The 15791-nt window shown below is 68.0% G+C and carries 14 protein-coding genes; 7 read left to right on the forward strand and 7 right to left on the reverse strand.

Translation table 11 applies throughout. From position 1 onward, the window contains the following. Positions 1-6: 6 nt before the first annotated feature. Positions 7-795: a leucyl/phenylalanyl-tRNA--protein transferase gene (gene aat / locus FHR21_RS04850; RefSeq protein ID WP_338113084.1), complete on the reverse strand. Its 789-nt coding sequence runs from the start codon at positions 793-795 to the stop codon at positions 7-9. 5 nt (positions 796-800) lie between these two features. After that, positions 801-1628, reverse strand: a complete 828-nt coding sequence (locus FHR21_RS04855; protein WP_184095906.1) for a class I SAM-dependent methyltransferase — start codon at positions 1626-1628, stop codon at positions 801-803. 70 nt (positions 1629-1698) lie between these two features. Between FHR21_RS04855 and FHR21_RS04860 the strand changes: the two genes are divergently transcribed. Beyond that, positions 1699-1887 (forward strand): hypothetical protein, encoded by a 189-nt coding sequence (locus tag FHR21_RS04860; protein WP_184095908.1) that lies wholly within the window; start codon positions 1699-1701, stop codon positions 1885-1887. Between the two features lie 67 nt (positions 1888-1954). Here FHR21_RS04860 and FHR21_RS04865 read toward each other — a convergent pair whose 3' ends face one another. Next, positions 1955-4648: a M1 family metallopeptidase gene (locus tag FHR21_RS04865; protein WP_184095910.1), complete on the reverse strand. Its 2694-nt coding sequence runs from the start codon at positions 4646-4648 to the stop codon at positions 1955-1957. 137 nt (positions 4649-4785) lie between these two features. On the opposite strand from FHR21_RS04865, the gene FHR21_RS04870 reads away from it, so the two are divergent. Next, on the forward strand, positions 4786-6072 hold the full coding sequence (locus FHR21_RS04870; protein WP_184095912.1) for a cytochrome P450: 1287 nt from the start codon (positions 4786-4788) through the stop codon (positions 6070-6072). Positions 6073-6089: 17 nt separating this feature from the next. Further along, positions 6090-6542 (forward strand): GFA family protein, encoded by a 453-nt coding sequence (locus tag FHR21_RS04875; protein WP_184095914.1) that lies wholly within the window; start codon positions 6090-6092, stop codon positions 6540-6542. 327 nt (positions 6543-6869) lie between these two features. On the opposite strand, the gene FHR21_RS04880 is transcribed toward FHR21_RS04875, so the two are convergent. Then, a complete protein-coding gene (locus FHR21_RS04880) occupies positions 6870-7280 on the reverse strand; it encodes an acyl-CoA thioesterase (RefSeq protein ID WP_184095916.1) in 411 nt (136 codons plus the stop codon). A 159-nt stretch (positions 7281-7439) separates the two neighbouring features. Beyond that, on the reverse strand, positions 7440-7910 hold the full coding sequence (gene queF, locus FHR21_RS04885) for a preQ(1) synthase (RefSeq protein ID WP_184095918.1): 471 nt from the start codon (positions 7908-7910) through the stop codon (positions 7440-7442). A gap of 88 nt (positions 7911-7998) precedes the next feature. On the opposite strand from queF, the gene FHR21_RS04890 reads away from it, so the two are divergent. The 4 genes from FHR21_RS04890 to FHR21_RS04905 all read left to right on the forward strand — a co-directional run bounded on the left by FHR21_RS04890 (position 7999) and on the right by FHR21_RS04905 (position 12576). Beyond that, the gene (locus tag FHR21_RS04890) at positions 7999-9336 is read left to right on the forward strand and encodes a hypothetical protein (protein WP_184095920.1); all 1338 of its coding nucleotides are present in this window, start codon (positions 7999-8001) and stop codon (positions 9334-9336) included. Between the two features lie 184 nt (positions 9337-9520). Continuing rightward, a complete protein-coding gene (sseA, locus tag FHR21_RS04895; protein WP_184095922.1) occupies positions 9521-10363 on the forward strand; it encodes a 3-mercaptopyruvate sulfurtransferase in 843 nt (280 codons plus the stop codon). 48 nt (positions 10364-10411) lie between these two features. Beyond that, positions 10412-11617: a cystathionine beta-lyase gene (gene metC / locus FHR21_RS04900; protein ID WP_184095924.1), complete on the forward strand. Its 1206-nt coding sequence runs from the start codon at positions 10412-10414 to the stop codon at positions 11615-11617. After that, the gene (locus FHR21_RS04905) at positions 11614-12576 is read left to right on the forward strand and encodes a mechanosensitive ion channel family protein (RefSeq protein WP_184095926.1); all 963 of its coding nucleotides are present in this window, start codon (positions 11614-11616) and stop codon (positions 12574-12576) included. The genes metC and FHR21_RS04905 overlap by 4 nt, the downstream gene beginning before the upstream one ends. A gap of 440 nt (positions 12577-13016) precedes the next feature. Here the strand turns inward: FHR21_RS04905 and ppa are convergent, their stop codons facing one another. Together ppa and FHR21_RS04915 are read right to left on the reverse strand one after the other, a co-directional pair. Next, positions 13017-13553 (reverse strand): inorganic diphosphatase, encoded by a 537-nt coding sequence (ppa, locus tag FHR21_RS04910; RefSeq protein ID WP_184095928.1) that lies wholly within the window; start codon positions 13551-13553, stop codon positions 13017-13019. 223 nt (positions 13554-13776) lie between these two features. Beyond that, positions 13777-15717 carry a M61 family metallopeptidase gene (locus FHR21_RS04915; RefSeq protein WP_184095930.1) on the reverse strand — a complete coding sequence of 647 codons (1941 nt, stop codon included), beginning with the start codon at positions 15715-15717 and terminating at the stop codon, positions 13777-13779. Between the last annotated feature and the right edge of the window lie 74 nt (positions 15718-15791).

The following is a 15791-nucleotide window of genomic DNA, read 5'->3' on the forward strand; positions in this document are numbered from 1 at the left end:
CCCGATCTATGACGTCTTCGTCAAGAGCTGCGCGATGACATATCCGGGCGGCGAGCCCGTCGCGCTGCCCTCGGCGGCGCCCAAGGCGTCGAGCGCCCCCCAGTCGCCGGCGGCGAACGGCGGCGCCGGCAATGAAGAGGAGTCGGCGGCTCCGCCCACGACGGCACCTGCACCTGCACCTGCGCCCGCCCCGGCGACGCCCGCGCCCGCGCCGTCCGAACCCGACAGCACCGAATAGAGCCGCGCCAGATAGTCGGCCTGGGGCATTTCGATCGCCCCCAGGCTTTCGAGATGCGGGGTGATGAACTGGCAGTCGAGCAGCCGCCAGCCGCCCGCGATCAGGCGCGCGACGAGGTGCGCGAGCGCGACCTTCGACGCGTCGCGCACCCGGCTGACCATCGATTCGCCGAAGAAGGCGCGTCCGAGCGACACGCCGTAGAGCCCCCCGACGAGCCGGTCGTCCTGCCAGCATTCGACGCTGTGCGCGTGGCCGAGGCGAAAGAGCCGTTCATAGCTGGCGGCGATGATCGGGTTGATCCACGTCGTCGGCCGGTCGGGCGCCGGTTCGGCGCACAGCGCGACCATGTCGGAAAAGGCGGTGTCGGTCGTGACGCGGACGCGATCCGACAGCAGGACCTTCCTCAGGCTGCGCGACAGGCGGAATCCGTCCAGCGGCAGGATCGCGCGCTGCCGCGGCTCGACCCAGTGGACCGACGGGTCGTCGGCCCCGTCGGCCATCGGGAAGAGCCCCTGCGCATAGGCGCTCAGCAGCAGCGCGGGGTCGATGGTCTCGATGTGTCTCAGCTTGCCGGCTTCACGAATTTCAGCGTCATGCGGTCCGATTCGCCGATCGCCAGATATTTCTCGCGGTCGACATCCTTCTTCGCCAGCGATGGCGGCAGCGTCCAGACGCCGCCCGGATAGTCGTGCGTGTCCTTCGGGTTCGCGTTGATGTCGCTTTCGCCCGCCAGCTTGAAGCCCGCGGCCTCGGCGAAGCCGACGACCGACGAGCGCTTCATATAGCCGCTCTTTTCCTCAAGTGCCGAATCCATCGCCTCGGGCAGGTGATGGTCGACGACGCCGAGGGTGCCGCCGGGTTTCAGCATCGCATAGATCTGCTGGAACGCCTCGACGGTGTTGTCGCTGCCGCCAAAGCGCCAGTTGTGGACGTTGCGGAATGTCAGCACGACGTCGGCGCTGCCGTCAGACACCTTCGCGCCGCCCTTGTGCGGGAATTCGGCGAGCCGGACCGCGCCATAGTCGTCGGGCTTCCCCGTCCGCCATGCCTCGATCGTCTTGAGCCGGCCCGCGGGCGCCGCGGCATAGAGGGTGCCGCCGCCGGCCCTGGTCAGCGGGGCGAGGATTTCGGTGTACCAGCCGCCGCCGGGCCACAACTCGACGATCGTGTCGCCGGGCTTCACGCCGAAGAAGGCGAGCGTTTCGGCGGGGTGGCGATAGCGGTCGCGCGCGGTGTTCGCGGGGGTACGGCCGGGCGCGGCGACGGCGGCGGCGATGGCGTCCTCGCCCTTGCCGGCGCTTTCCTGCGCGGTGGCCCGGCTCGACGGCGCGTTGCACGCGGCGGTGAGCGCGATCAGCGCGGCACTTGCAACGAAAAGGAAAGGACGCATATCGGGCACCTCGCGTTGGGGATGGGGCGGTTGAGGATCGGCCCCGCATAGTGCGAAGGAAAGAAACCGGATGCAACCATCCATGCTGTCGGTGAGCATCGCTGCGGCGGTACTCTTCGCATTGGCCGAAATCGCCGACTGGCGCCGCCGCAACCGCCATGATGTCGACAATGTCGGCTTCATGCCGTGGCGCGGGATCGCTCTTGTCTCGGTCGCGGTCGCGCTGCTCAGCGCGGTGGTATGGCTGCACCAGCAATGACAGGCGGCCTCTGCGGGCGCCCTGAGGCTGCGCATCCTTCCCCATCAAGGGGAAGAATGCGCAGGGCTTATTTCCCCGCGAGCCAAGCCCTGGTTTCGGCGCGGATACGCGGCGTGCTTTCGGTCTGCACCTTGAGAACGGCGATCGTGCGCTCATAGGGCTTGCGGACGTCGGCGGGCAGCGCGGCCGCCTTCTTTTCGAGGCGCGCGATCATCGCCGGATCGTCCGAGTTCATCGCCAGGCCGGCGAGGAAGCGGACGCGCGCCGAGGCGTCGATCAGCTTGTCGACCCGGGCCTGATTCGCGTCGACGAAATCGACCGCCGCGTCGGCATGATGACCGGCAACGCGGCCGATGATCGCGGCGCTCGTCGTCTGCCCGGGTTCGTTGGTCAGCGACAGGGCGAGCGCGCGCTGCGCGAGCGCATCGTCCTTCGCGGAGCCGAGCAACGTATAGAGCGTGCTGCGCTCGACCGTCGACTTGCTCGCGTGCGCGAGGCGGTGGAGCTTGTCCCAGTCGGCGGCGCTCGCGTTGGTCGCGACGATCCCCAGCCACAGCGCTTTCGCCGGGCCATCGAGCGCCTTCGGATCGCTGTCGAGCGAAGCGAAGCGGCGCCGCGCCTCGGCGAGGACTGCGGCGTCGCCCATCGCGCCGAGCGTGCGGATCACATCGGCGCGCAGCACGGCGTCGAGCGCGGGTTCATCGGCCTTGGGATCGAAGCCGAGCCGGCTCAGTGCCGGACGCAGCGCCGCGGCGCCGCGCGCCGCGATCGCCGCCTGCGTCGCGGCGTCGCCGTCGAAGATCGTGTGGAGCTGCGCATAGCGGTCGGCGGCCTCGCTGAGCACATAGGGGTTAGCGTCGGTCGGCGTCGCGGCGAGCAGGCCGAGGGCCGCGCCCATCGGCTGATAGCCGGCGACGGCGAGTGCGAAATTGTCGCTGAGCAGGCCGAGCTGGTCGATGGGCTGGATGTTGGCGAAAGTGCCGCGCAGCGCGTCGAGGGCCTGGGGGGTATAGAGGGTGCGGAAATAGCCGAGCTGGCCGCCGTTGAGGATAGTGGCGCCGCAATTATCACTGCGGATCAATGCCTTGCCGTCACGGACGACGACGCGCTGCTCCTTGCCGTCGATCGTGCGGACGAGCATCGGAACCTGCCAGCGGCGCCCTTCGGCGTCGATCGTGTCGCGCCGATCGCGCGAAAATTCGCCCTGCGTTACGGTGATGACGCTGGCGCCGCCCTCGCACCGGCTGCCCGTCATGCGGATCAGCGGGATTCCCGGCTGGCCGGTGAAGTCGTGCGCGATCGCGGTCAGCCCCTGGGCGCCCGCGGCCTCGACCGCGTTCCACAGATCGTCGGTGCGGCTGTTGCCATATTTGTGCGCGGCCATGTAGCGGCGCAGCCCGCCCTTCCACACATCCTCGCCGGCATAGGCCTCGAGCATCGAAATGACCGCCTCGCCCTTTTGATAGGTGATCGCGTCGAACGCCTGGTTGGTGTCCTCGACGGTGCGGATCGTCTGCAGGATCGGGTGGGTGGTCTTGTAGGCATCGAGCCCCATCGCGCGCTCGCGCCCGCCAACGCGGGTCAGCAGCGGCTGCCATTCGGGATGATAATGGTCGGTAACCTTGGTCGCCATCCAGCTAGCGAACCCCTCGTTGAGCCAGAGGTCGTCCCACCATGCCATGGTGACGAGATCGCCGAACCACTGGTGCGCGGTCTCGTGCGCCTGGACGCCGTAGATCGCCTGGCGCGTCGCCTCGCTGGTGATCGCGGGGTCGTCGAGCAGGATGCGCTCGAAGGTGAAGATCGCGCCCCAATTCTCCATCGCGCCGAAGAATTGCGACTGGCCGGGGCCGGCGATGTTGTCGAGCTTGGGCAGCGGATAGGGCTGGCCGAAATAATCGCCATAATAGGTGAGCAGAGGGCCGAGGCTGTCGAGCGCGAAGCGCGCCTGTTCGCCCGAGCCTTTGGGCGCGACGATGCCGACCTCGGCGCCGCTCTCGCTCTTTTTCGCCATCCGCTCGAAATCGCCGACGCCGAAGAAGAGGAGGTAGGAGGACATTTTGGGTGAGGTGCCGAAATGCACCATCTTCATGCCGTTCGCGGCCGGCATCTCGTGCGCGATGGGCATGTTGCTGACCGCAAGCTGGTCCGCCGGGACGGTGGCGGTCAGGGTGAAGGTCGCCTTGTAGCTCGGCTCGTCGAAGCTGGGCACGAAGCGCCGCGCGTCGGGCGCCTCGAACTGGGTGAACAGGCCGCGGCGCGGCTCGCCGGTCGCCTTGTCGGGATAGTCGAGCGCGAACAGGCCGTTCGCCTGAGTGTTGATGACGCCCTTGTAATCGGTCGTCAGCTTATATTGTCCGGGCGCGAGCGTGTTCGGGGCGGTGAAGGTCACCGTCTGCGCCCCGGCGTCGACCGTCGCGGTCAGCGGTGTGGCGTCCGAACCGTCGGCTTTCGCGATGCTCGCGCCGGTAAAGCTCAGGTCGAGCGCGTTCATCGTGATGACGGTCGACGATTCGAACAGGTCGAGGTCGATCGCGACGCGTCCGGTGAAGGTCAGCGCCTTGGCATCGGGGGCGACGGCGATATCATAGTGCGACGGGCGCGCGATGCGCGGAAGCTGGCTCGGCACGCTGTCGGCGAGCGGCGCGGGCGCGGCAGCGGCGGTTGCGGCCGGAGCGGCGTCCTGCGCGAACGCCGGGCTGGCGGCGAGGCTCAGCGACGACAGCGTCGCGAGCAGGAGGTGGCGCGTGTTGCGTTTCATGGCATCTTCCCCGTTATGTCCAATATGAGCAAAAATGTTGCAGGGCCTAGGCCCTGCGGGCCGGCGCGTCACGGCCTCTATTCGACGGGCGTTCGATCCGGGTCGACAGACGGACTTTCTTGCGGCAGTTTCGTTGCATGACAAAACCTATCTTGCCGGAAGAGGTTGCCGCCGCGGTCATCGACCCCACCGCCTATGCCGCGTGGGAGCCGCTTCACGAGCGGCTCGCCTGGGCGCGCGCCAACATGCCGCTGGGCGTGGCCGAAAATCCGACCCACGACCCCTTCTGGCTCGTCACGCGCCACGCCGACATCATGGCGGTGGGCCGCGATCCGCAGCGCTTCGCCAACGGCGTCCGCCCGACGGTGCTGACCGACCGCGACGGCGAGGCGCTGGCGCGCGCCGCGACGCCGGGGGGCGACGGGCACCTGATCCGCTCGCTGGTCCAGATGGACGCGCCCGACCACATGAAATACCGGCTGCTGACGCAGGGCTGGTTCTTGCCGAAGAATCTGCGGATCGTCGAGAATCGCATCCGCGAGATCGCGCGCGAGACGGTCGAGCATATGCTGTCGCTGGGCCGCGAGTGCGATTTCGCGCGCGACGTCGCGGCGCATTATCCGCTGCGCGTCATCATGGACATTTTGGGGGTGCCGGCCCAGGACGAACCGCGGATGCTGATGCTGACGCAGCAGCTTTTCGGATCGACCGACCCCGAACTCAACCGCGGGCGCGAGGCGATCAAGAGCACCGAGCAGGCGATCGCCATGCTCCATTATGTGATCGCCGATTTCGAAAGCTATTTCCGCGAACTGACCGCCGACCGGCGGGCCAATCCGCGCGAGGACATCGCGACGGTGATCGCCAATGCGACGATCGACGACGGGCCGATCCCCGACCGCGAGCTCGCCGGCTATTATATGATCGTCGCCACGGCGGGGCACGACACGACGAGCGCATCGACCGCCGGGGCGATGATGGAGCTGGCGAAGACTCCGGAGCTGTTCGCGCGGTTTCGCGATGCCGAGGCCGACAAGGCGGGGCTGATCGAGGAGGCGATCCGCTGGTCGACCCCGGTGCAGCATTTCATGCGCAGCGCGCGCGAGGATGTCGAACTGGGCGGGCAGACGATCCGCGCGGGCGACTGGCTGATGCTGAACTATGTCTCCGCGAACCGCGACGAGGCGGTGTTCGCCGATCCCTTCGCCTTCGACCCCGACCGCGCGAAGAACCAGCAGATCGCATTCGGCTTCGGCGCGCATGTCTGTCTGGGCCAGCATCTGGCGCGGATGGAGATGCGAATCCTGATGGAGGAATTGCTGCCGCGGCTGAAGCGCGTCGAACTGGCGGGCGAGCCGGCGCGGGTCGAATCGGTGTTCGTCGGCGGGCTGAAGCGGCTGCCGATCCGGTTCGAGGCGGCTTGAGGGGGGAGAGGAAGCCGATGAAAGGCGAGCTGACGGGCGGGTGCGTTTGCGGAGCGGTGCGTTATGTCCTGGAGGAGGGGTTTCGTTTTCGACCCTACGCTTGTCATTGCACCGACTGCCAATCTCGCACGGGCAGCGCGTTCAGCGAGCACATGTTTTTCGCGCGGGCGGACCTGAGCATCGAAGGCGAACTGGACGCGGGCGTGATGACGCAGCCTAGCGGTGCCGTTTCGTCGATCTGGGGATGCGCGGAGTGCAAGGCGCGCATCTTTGCGGAAAACAGCACCCGGCCGGGCTTTGGCTCGCTGCGTTGCGGGACGCTGGACCGGAGTTCCGAAGTCGTGCCTGCGGCGCATCTGTGGGTGCGCAGCAAGCAAAGCTGGATCGTCATTCCAGAGGGCGTCAAAAGCATGGACGAGCAGCCGGGCTCGGCGGAGGAATGGGTGCGGCTTGTCGGGACGACTGAGTAACAGCCGGGGCCCTTCTTCATCGTCACCCTGAACGTGTTTGGCAATTACACCCTTGGCATCCGTAAGCCTCCTTACTTCGTCATTGCGAGCGGAGCGAAGCAATCCAGAGTGCGTGCAAACCGCTCTGGATTGCTTCCCCCGGCTTTCGCCGGGGTCGCAATGACGGGATTGCGGATGCGAAAGCGATAAGCGCCAACGTGTTTCAGAGCCTGCCCCGGACTTGATCCGGGGGTCCATGGCCGGATATTTCCTCTGACGCCGCGCCGGGCGAGAGATCAGGCCATGGATGCTGAAACACGTTCAGCATGACGGTGTTTGGAGGAAGGTTCAGACCTTCTCGACCGGGAAGAATCGCGCCACGACCTCGCTCGCCAGCCGCGCCGGGCGCAGGGTTTCGGCGTCGATGCAGCACCAGCTCGACTTGACCTCTGCCAGCACATCCTCGCCGCGCTTGATGACGGTTTCATAGAAGGCGCGCGCGCCCTGGACCTTTTCGAGGATCACCGTCGCGATGACCTGGTCGTCGAGGAAGGCGGGGCGGCGATAGGTGATCTCGTGCTTCAGCGCGACCCACAGATGCTGCGCCACCGCCTCGGGCGGCGCGATCTTGCGCCAGTGGGCGAGCACCGCCTCCTGCACCCAGCTCAGATAATGGGCGTTGTTGACATGGCCCATGAAATCGATCGCGTCGGGGCCGACGGTGATGTCATGGTCGTGCGGGCGGGCGGCGGCGGTCATGGCGTTGACATTATTGTCAACAGAGTGTGGCGGAAAGATGAAAGTTGAAAAAATCGGCCATTTTTCGCGTCGCCCCGGCGAAAGCGGGGGTCGCTATCGGTTTATGCCCCCATCGCGGCTTCATGCTGCCTGCGGACCCGGCTTTCGCTGGGGCGACGCTCAGCCTCTTCCGCGATAGGAGGCGACGCCCTGGTCGGGGAGCCACAGGCCCTCGGGCGGCGGGCCGGATTGCCAGAAGACGTCGATCGGGATGCCGCCGCGCGGATACCAATAGCCGCCGATGCGCAGCCATTTCGGCTGCATTTCGTCGGCGAGGCGGCGGCCGATGCCGACGGTGCAATCCTCGTGGAACCCCGCGTGATTGCGGAAGCTGGACAGGAAGAGCTTGAGGCTCTTCGATTCGACGATCGTCTCACCGGGGGCATAGTCGATGACGAGATGCGCGAAATCGGGCTGGCCGGTCACCGGGCAGAGCGAGGTGAATTCGGGCGCGGCGAAGCGGACGAGATAAAGCTCGCCCGCGCGCGGATTGGGCACATAGTCGAGGACGGCGACCTCGGGCGAGGCAGGAAGGTCGCTTGTCTGGCCGAGATGTTTGGGCGCGAGGCGCGGATGGCTGGAATCACTCATGGCTTTGGTCTAGTGCGGCGCGCGGCCGCTGTCATCCGGCGATGACCGGCGATGGCCGGGCCGGATTCGAGCGAAGCGCGGACAGGATATGACGAAGAGGCTATTCGGACGGACAGGCACGGCGGCGCGGCTGCCGCTGGCGGCGCTTGCGCTGTCGCTTGCGGGCACGGGGCTGCCCGGCCATGCGCAGCAGACGGGCACGCCGACGCCGGCTCCTTCGCCGACGCCAGCCCCTTCGCCGACCCCTTCGATCGATTTTCGTCTGCCGGATACGCGGGACGGCCGCGAGTCGGGGGTTCAGGGTCCGGCCGACAACGGCATTCCGCCGCTCGCGCCGGGCGAGGAGCGCGGGCAGCCGACGCCGGCCCCGACCGCGCCGCGCATCGTGCCCACGCGGCCCCAGACCACGCCGACGCCGGCCCCGGCCCCGACGCCCGCGCCGACCCGGCGCGAGACGCCCGCTCCCGCTCCGGCGCGTGCCGCGCCCGGCGAGCCGGCGGCGCCGCCGGCGCCTGAGGATAGGACGCCGGTTGCGCCGACGGCGGAGAGCGGACCCGCCCCGGCCCCGGCGCCCGAGTCGGCGCCGCCGACTGCCGATGACGAGGCGACGGCGACTCCCGCGCCCGCGCCCGCGGGCGGCGGCACGCCGCTCTGGGCCTGGCTGCTGGCCGGGCTGGCGGCGGCGGGTGCCGGGGTCTGGTATTGGCGCCGCCGTCCGGTGCCGGCCGGCGACGTGCCCGCCGACTCGGTCGAGACGCCGGCGGAAACTCCCGCGCCTGCCGCGGAGCGCATCGCGACTCCGGCACCCGCTTCGCGTCCCGTGGCCGCATCGCCGCAGCCCGTCACCGTGCCGCAGCCGGCGTCCGATCCGCGCGCCGCCTCGCCGCTCGTCACCCGGCCCGCCGCCGAGCAGCGGGCGCAGGTGTCGATGGCGCTGGCGGTGCAGTCGATCCGCATGACCGCCGAGCATATGACGGTCGGCTTCTCGCTCGACCTGACGAACAACGGGCCGGTCGCCGCGACCGGGCTGATGGTGCGGATCGCGCTCGGCCAGGGTTCGGCGATGCAGGAGGCGGTGCTGGCGCGCTTTTTCGACGGTGCCGGGGGCAGCGTGCTGCGCGACGATATCGAGCTGGCGCCCGGCGCGGGCGAGCGGCTCGACACCGAGGCGACGCTGCCGCGCGCGGCGATCGAGCCGCTGGCGATCGCGGGCAAACCGATGCTGGTGCCGGTGCTGGTCTTCGACGTCACCTATCATTGGGAGGGCGACGCCGACGCCTTCGGCCAGACCGCGGGCAGCTATGTCCTCGGCCGCGCCCCGGCGCCCGGCACCGGCGACCGCCTCGCGCCGCTGCCGCTCGACAGGCCCTCCTATGCGGTCGACCGTCCGGGGGCGCGGGCGACGGCGATGCGGCGGACGCTTTAGGGGCGTTCGCCGCGACATCCGCCTTTTCTGTTGCAGCGCAGCATCGGCTGGGGCAGAGCCTTGTCCTGCGCTTGAAAAAGCGCGGACGGGGGCATAGGCTGACGATCCCCTGGAAAGAGCCGCAGCAGGATGGCCGGCGGAGGGACGCAAAAAAGGTCCACCCCGGCCGGGACAGGAGCAAGACATGGACGCCTTGGTGTCGACCGAATGGCTGGAACGCGAACTGGGGGCATCGGATCTGCGGATCGTCGATGCGACGAAATTCATGGCCGGAACCGGGCGCGACGCGCGCGCCGAATATGAGGCGGGCCACATTCCCGGCGCGGTGTTCATGGATCTCGCCGAGCTGGCCGACGCCAACAATGCGGTCGAGAATATGGCGCCGCCGCCCGAGAAATTCGCGAGCCGGATGCAGTCGCTCGGCCTCGGCGACGGCAGCCGCATCGTGATCTATGACGACAGCCCGCTGAAGAGCGCGGCGCGCGCCTGGTGGCTGCTCAAACTGTTCGGCGCGCACGATGTCGCGCTGCTCGACGGCGGGCTCGCCAAGTGGAAGGCCGAGGGGCGCCCGCTCGAAATGGGCAAGCAGACGCTGCGCCACCGCCATTTCACCGTGTGGCGCGACGCCAAGGCGGTTCGGACCAGGGAGCAGATGCTCGAAAATCTGGCGAGCGAGGCCGAACAGACCGTCGACGCGCGCCCCGCGGCGCGCTTCACCGGCGAGGACCGCGACCCGCGCCCCGGCGTCGCGCCCGGCCATATCCCCGGCTCGCGCAGCCTGCCGCACGGCGCACTGTTCAACGCCGACGGCACCTGGAAGCAGGGCGACGCGCTGAAGGCGGCGTTCGACGCGGCGGGGGTCGATTTGGGCAAGCCGCTCGTCGCGACCTGCGGCAGCGGCATGACCGCGACGGTGCTCGCCTTCGGCGCCCACCTGCTCGGCAAGGAGGATGTCGCGGTCTATGACGGAAGCTGGAGCGAATGGGGCTCCGACCCCGCGACGCCCAAGGCGACCGGCGCGGCGTGATTCGGGGCGCCACTGGATTTTGCGCCGCGCTCCGCTAACAAGGCGGGCATGAGCAAGAGCGACGATCAAAGCCTCCGCCCCGCCACGAAACTGGTGCAGGGCGGGCGGCGTCCCGAGTGGACGGGCGATCCGCGGCTGGGCGGCGGGGTGGTCAATCCGCCGGTGTGGCGCGCCTCGACCGTGCTGTACGATTCGATCGCCGATCTGAAGGCGCGCGGGGCCGCGACGCACGACAGGCTCTATTACGGACGGCGCGGGACACCGACGGTGTGGGCGCTCGCCGACGCGCTGACCGGAATGGAGCCGGGGGCCGAGGGGACATTGCTCTATCCGTCGGGAGTCGCGGCGATCACCGCGGGGCTGCTCGCGCTGCTCGCGCCGGGCGATCATCTGCTGATGGTCGACAGCGCCTATGAACCGACGCGGCTGTTCTGCGACGGGATGCTGCGGCGTTTCGGGGTGGAGACCAGCTATTACGACCCGCTGGTCGGCGCCGGGATCGCGGCGCTGATCCGGCCGGAGACGAAACTGATCTTCCTCGAATCGCCGGGCAGCCTGACCTTCGAGGTGCAGGACGTGCCCGCGATCGCCGCCGTCGCGCGCGAGAAGGGCGTGACGACGATGCTCGACAACACCTGGGCGACGCCGCTGCTGTTCCCGGCGCTGGCGCACGGCGTCGACGTGACGATGATGAGCCTGACCAAATATGTCGGCGGCCATTCCGACGCGATGATGGGGTCGCTGACCGCGACCCCCGCGCTCTGGCCGCGGCTGCGCAAGGCGACCTATCAGCTTGGCCATGCGGTCTCGCCCGACGATTGCGCGCTGATGCTACGCGGTCTGAGGACGCTCGATGTGCGGCTGACGCGGCACGGCGCGAACGGGCTGGCGGTCGCCGGGTGGCTCGCGGCGCGGCCCGAGGTCGGGCGGGTGCTGCATCCGGGGCTGGCGGACGATCCGGGCCACGCGCTCTGGTCGCGCGATTTCGCGGGCGCCAGCGGATTGTTCGGCTTCACGCTGAAAGGCGCGGACGATGGAGCGCGGGCGCGCTTCATCGACGCGCTCGCCCATTTCGGGCTCGGATTTAGCTGGGGCGGCTATGAAAGCCTGGTGGTGCCGAGCGACCCGGCGACGATCCGCACCGCGACCCGGTGGGACGATCCCGACGCGCTGGTCCGCCTGTCGATCGGGCTCGAGGACCCCGCCGACCTGATCGCCGACCTGGAGCGCGCCTTCGGCGCGATGGCGGGATGAGCATCGCCGCGGAAGTGCGCCACGGCGCCGGGGAAGTGGTCGCGACGATGAAGGCGATCGGGCTCGACGTCGGCGATTACCGCCTGTCGATCTATTCGCTGTTCGCCTCGCTGGTCGTGGCGGTGCTGCTCTATGCCGGCGTCCAGATCGTCCTGCGCGCGGTCAAATGGCTGCTGCGGCGCAACGGAAAGATCGACGACACGCAGCGCATCCTGACCGAAAAGCTGGTCGCGATCGGCCTGTTCACGCTGGCGATGCTGTTCGGCGTCGACCTGCTCGGCATCGACCTGACCGCGCTCACCGTCTTTTCGGGCGCCGCGGGCCTCGCCATCGGTTTCGGGCTGCAAAAGACGGTCGGCAATCTGATCGCGGGGATCATCCTGCTGATGGACCGCTCGATCAAGCCGGGCGACGTGCTCGTCGTCGGCGACGCCGCCTCGATGGGCGTTGCGACGCTGGGCGGCGTGCCCAATGTCGGGCGGGTCGCCAAGATCGGGGTACGCGCGGTCAGCGTCGTCACTCGCGACGGCAAGAAGCATCTGATCCCCAACGAACTGCTGATGACGCAGGCGGTCGAGAACTGGAGCTATTCGAGCCGCGAGGTGCGGGTGCGGATGCGCGTGCCCGTCGCCTATGACAGCGACGTCAGGCTGGCCCAGCGCATCATGCTCGACACCGCGAAGGCGAATCCGCGCATCCTGGGTCATCCCGAGCCCGCGGTGTGGATCACCGCCTTCAGCGAGCGCGCGGTCGAGCACGAACTGCGCTACTGGATCGTCGACCCCGAGGCGGGGCTGGGCAATATCCAGGGCGAGGTGTTCCTGGGCATCTGGGATGCGTTCAAGGCCGCGGGCATCCGCGTGCCCTATCCGCGGCAGGATGTGCGGCTGACGGGGGCGGGGGAGCAGGACGAGTCGCCGACGAGTGGAGAGACTGGCACCGGGGCTCCTCCCCCTTGATGGGGGAGGCAGCGAGACTTGGCGGTTTGCCGCCTAGGGTCAGGACCCCTTAATTCCGCGCTCGAGGTTTGAAGCGATTTTGCACAGGGCGAGGAGGAAAGGCGTAGGAATATGAATATATTTCAAGGCTTTTCGACGAAGCCATGGGCAAAATCGGTCAAATCGCGAAGCGACGCCGAAATGGCTTCGACCTCGGGCCTGCGCGGCCTTGCGGGTAGCGATGCTACCCGCTGCCCCCGCCCAAGCCCGATATCTTCGCCATTTCGACGCCTCGAACGTGGAATTAATGGGTCCTGACCCTAGTCGCAGCGGTGGGGGTGCGGTCTCTGCCTGAGACGGCGGTCGAAGGACGCGCCATCGCCCCCATCCAACTTCGCCTAATCGCATTGCGATAAGGCTTCGTATCCTTCCCCCATCGAGGGGGAAGGGCGGCGAGTATCCTAAACCTCCATCGCCCTGGCGCGTTCGACGCCTTCGAGGATGATTTTCTTCGCTTCGTCGACGTCGCCCCAGCCGCCGAGCTTGACCCATTTGCCGGGTTCGAGATCCTTGTAGTGGGTGAAGAAATGCTCGATCTGCTGCAGCACGATCTCGGGCATGTCCTTGTAGGTCTTGACCTTGTCGTAATAGGGAAAGGTCGTGTTGACCGGGACGCACAGCAGCTTTTCATCGCCGCCGGCATTGTCCTCCATCCGCAGCACGCCGATCGGGCGGCACTTGACCACGGCGCCGGCGACCACCGACGAGCGCGCGACGACGAGGGCGTCCAGCGGATCGCCATCGTCGCCGAGCGTGTGGGGGATGAAACCGTAATTGGCGGGATAGCGCATCGGCGTGTGCAGGAAACGGTCGACGAACAGCGCCCCCGACGCCTTGTCGAATTCATATTTCACCGGCTCGCCGCCGATCGGCACCTCGATCAGCACGTTCAGGCTGTCGGGCGGGTTGTCGCCGGCGGGAATCAGGTCGATGCGCATGGGGGAGAATCCTTTGGTGTGTTTTGAAAATCGCGCGCGCCTTTAGCGCCTGATGACGCGCAAAGTCGAGGGGGGGGACGGCAATAAAGCCCCTCCCCTTCAGGGGAGGGGTTGGGGTGGGGCCTGTCGGCTTCGCGCAAGGCCGTCGGCCCCCACCCGCTGCAACTAGGCAGCAAGCTGCCAAGTTTCGCTGCCCTCCCCTGAAGGGGAGGGTATATTGGCGTCAGAGCGCCCGTTTCGCGGCGAACAGGCGGTCGAACCAGTCAGGGCCGGTGGCGGTCTTTTCGAGCCACGGCCAGCGCAGGCCGCCGTGATAGGCGATCGCAACGTCGCGGTAGCGGCCGCCGCGCTCGACGAGCAGGCGCACCGGGGTCTTGCCGTCGGTCGCCGCCTTGATCGCGGCCTCGAGGCGGTCTTTGCTGTAGGCGACGCCGTCGACGGCGACGATCTTCGTCCCGTTGACGATGTCGGCGCGGAAGGCGGGGCCGTTCCACAATATGCTGCCGGCGACGCCGTCCTTGTCGATGCTGAGGCCGAGCGAGTGGGTGAGGTCATAGCCCTTCGACGACGCCATGCGCGCCTTGTCATAGGCGTTGGGCGTGTCGCGCCAGACGAGCTTGTAGCCCGCGCGCTCGATGCCCTGGACCGGTGCCGGCTGTCCCGGCGCGCGCATCCGCTGGTCGAGGAAGCTCGCCCAGTCGTAGGGATAGATGGCGTTCAACGCCTGCGCGACATCGTCGAACTCATAGGTCACCTCGCCCCAGTCGCCCTCGCGGCCGCCGAAGAAGCTGCGCGCGAAATCGTCGAGGCTCTTCCTGTTGCCCGTCGCGGTGCGGATCAGCATGTCGGCGTCGAGCCAGACGAGCGAGCCTTCGCTATAATAATCCTCGCTGCGCGACCAGCTCGGGAAGGGCTTGGGTCGGCGCGCGGCGATGATCGGGTCGAGCGTCGTGTCGTCGACCGAACGCCAGCTCCGCCCCGGCATCGCGCTGTAATGGGCCGCGCTGCTCGCCCATTGCGCGAGCGCCATGTCCTTCGACTGCATCCCCGAGCGCGCGGCGAGGACGATGTCCCAGAAGCTGGTCTGCCCTTCATAGACCCACAGAAGATTGTCCTGCATCGGAAGGCGGAAGTCGGGCGTCCACAGCCTGGCCGGGCGGCGATATTTGCCGTTCCAGCTATGGGTAAACTCGTGCGGCAGCAGGCCGCGCAGCACTTCGCCCTCGTCCCATTTGGTGAAATATTCGGGCTTGCTGCTGTTCTCGCTGCTGCGATGATGTTCGAGCCCGATGCCACCGAGCTCGTCGGTCAGCGCGAGCAGGAATTCATAGCGGTCGAAGTGGCGGGTGCCGAACAGCGCCACCGCTTCCGACACCAGCGCCGCGTGGCGCGCGATCTGGTCGGGCTTGGCGTCGAGATATTGCGCTTCGTCAGCGACAACGTTCAGCGTGACGTCGTGGCCGAGATCCCATTTGCGGAAATATTTGCCCGCGAACATCGGGCTGTCGACCAGCGTTTCGTAGCTGGTGGCCGCATAGCTGTAGCGATTGCCGCTGATTTTCAGCCCGTCGAGCGCCGCGGCGCCGGTCCAGCCCTGCGGCAGCGTCACGTCGAGTTGCACCGGGATCTGGCGGGTGAAATGGCCGGCGGGATAGAGGCTGACCTGTTCCCATTGCAGGTTCATCATCGCCGGAGTGACGACGATGCGGCCTTCGCTGGTCCGCGTCGGCGACAGGAAGTCGAAGGCGACGTCGATGCTGTCCGTTCCCTCGGGCACGTCGATGTCGAAGGCAAAGACGTCGGTGGGCTGGCGGGTCCAGCGCAGCGTCTTGCCGCCGGCGCTCGCCTGAAAACCGGTCAGGCCGGAAATGGCGCCGCGCGGCGCGTGCTTGCCGGGCAGCCATTCGGGATAGAGCAGGGTCAGCGTGCCGGCCTTCTCGACCGGGATCGTCTGGCGGACGTGAAAGATGCCGCGCGCGACGTCGGTGGCGTCGACCTTCAGCGCCATCGTGCCCGGATAGGGCGTGTCGGCGGGCAGCAGCACGACATGCGGCCCGACGCTGAGGCCCGGCGCGCTGTTGCCGGGCTGGGCGTCGGCGGGGTTGGGAGTCAGGGCGAGGGGCGCGGTCGCGAGGGCCGCTGCGACGAACGGTGCTTTTTTCATGGCGGCCTTCCTGCCGGGAAAAGGCGCGAAGGTCCAGCATCGCTTCCGCGAGAGCCCTTTGCGTTTCGACGAAA

The organism is Sphingopyxis panaciterrulae, from assembly GCF_014199295.1.
Lineage (GTDB): Bacteria > Pseudomonadota > Alphaproteobacteria > Sphingomonadales > Sphingomonadaceae > Sphingopyxis > Sphingopyxis panaciterrulae.

Coding starts and splice junctions, on each gene's coding strand:
- FHR21_RS04870 (WP_184095912.1), top strand. CDS start 4,786: ATGACAAAACCTATCTTGCCGGAAGAGGTTGCCGCCGCGGTCATCGAC.
- FHR21_RS04880 (WP_184095916.1), bottom strand. CDS start 7,280: ATGACCGCCGCCGCCCGCCCGCACGACCATGACATCACCGTCGGCCCC.
- metC (WP_184095924.1), top strand. CDS start 10,412: ATGAGCAAGAGCGACGATCAAAGCCTCCGCCCCGCCACGAAACTGGTG.
- FHR21_RS04905 (WP_184095926.1), top strand. CDS start 11,614: ATGAGCATCGCCGCGGAAGTGCGCCACGGCGCCGGGGAAGTGGTCGCG.
- sseA (WP_184095922.1), top strand. CDS start 9,521: ATGGACGCCTTGGTGTCGACCGAATGGCTGGAACGCGAACTGGGGGCA.
- FHR21_RS04865 (WP_184095910.1), bottom strand. CDS start 4,648: ATGAAACGCAACACGCGCCACCTCCTGCTCGCGACGCTGTCGTCGCTG.
- FHR21_RS04890 (WP_184095920.1), top strand. CDS start 7,999: ATGACGAAGAGGCTATTCGGACGGACAGGCACGGCGGCGCGGCTGCCG.
- ppa (WP_184095928.1), bottom strand. CDS start 13,553: ATGCGCATCGACCTGATTCCCGCCGGCGACAACCCGCCCGACAGCCTG.
- FHR21_RS04855 (WP_184095906.1), bottom strand. CDS start 1,628: ATGCGTCCTTTCCTTTTCGTTGCAAGTGCCGCGCTGATCGCGCTCACC.
- FHR21_RS04915 (WP_184095930.1), bottom strand. CDS start 15,717: ATGAAAAAAGCACCGTTCGTCGCAGCGGCCCTCGCGACCGCGCCCCTC.
- FHR21_RS04860 (WP_184095908.1), top strand. CDS start 1,699: ATGCAACCATCCATGCTGTCGGTGAGCATCGCTGCGGCGGTACTCTTC.
- queF (WP_184095918.1), bottom strand. CDS start 7,910: ATGAGTGATTCCAGCCATCCGCGCCTCGCGCCCAAACATCTCGGCCAG.
- FHR21_RS04875 (WP_184095914.1), top strand. CDS start 6,090: ATGAAAGGCGAGCTGACGGGCGGGTGCGTTTGCGGAGCGGTGCGTTAT.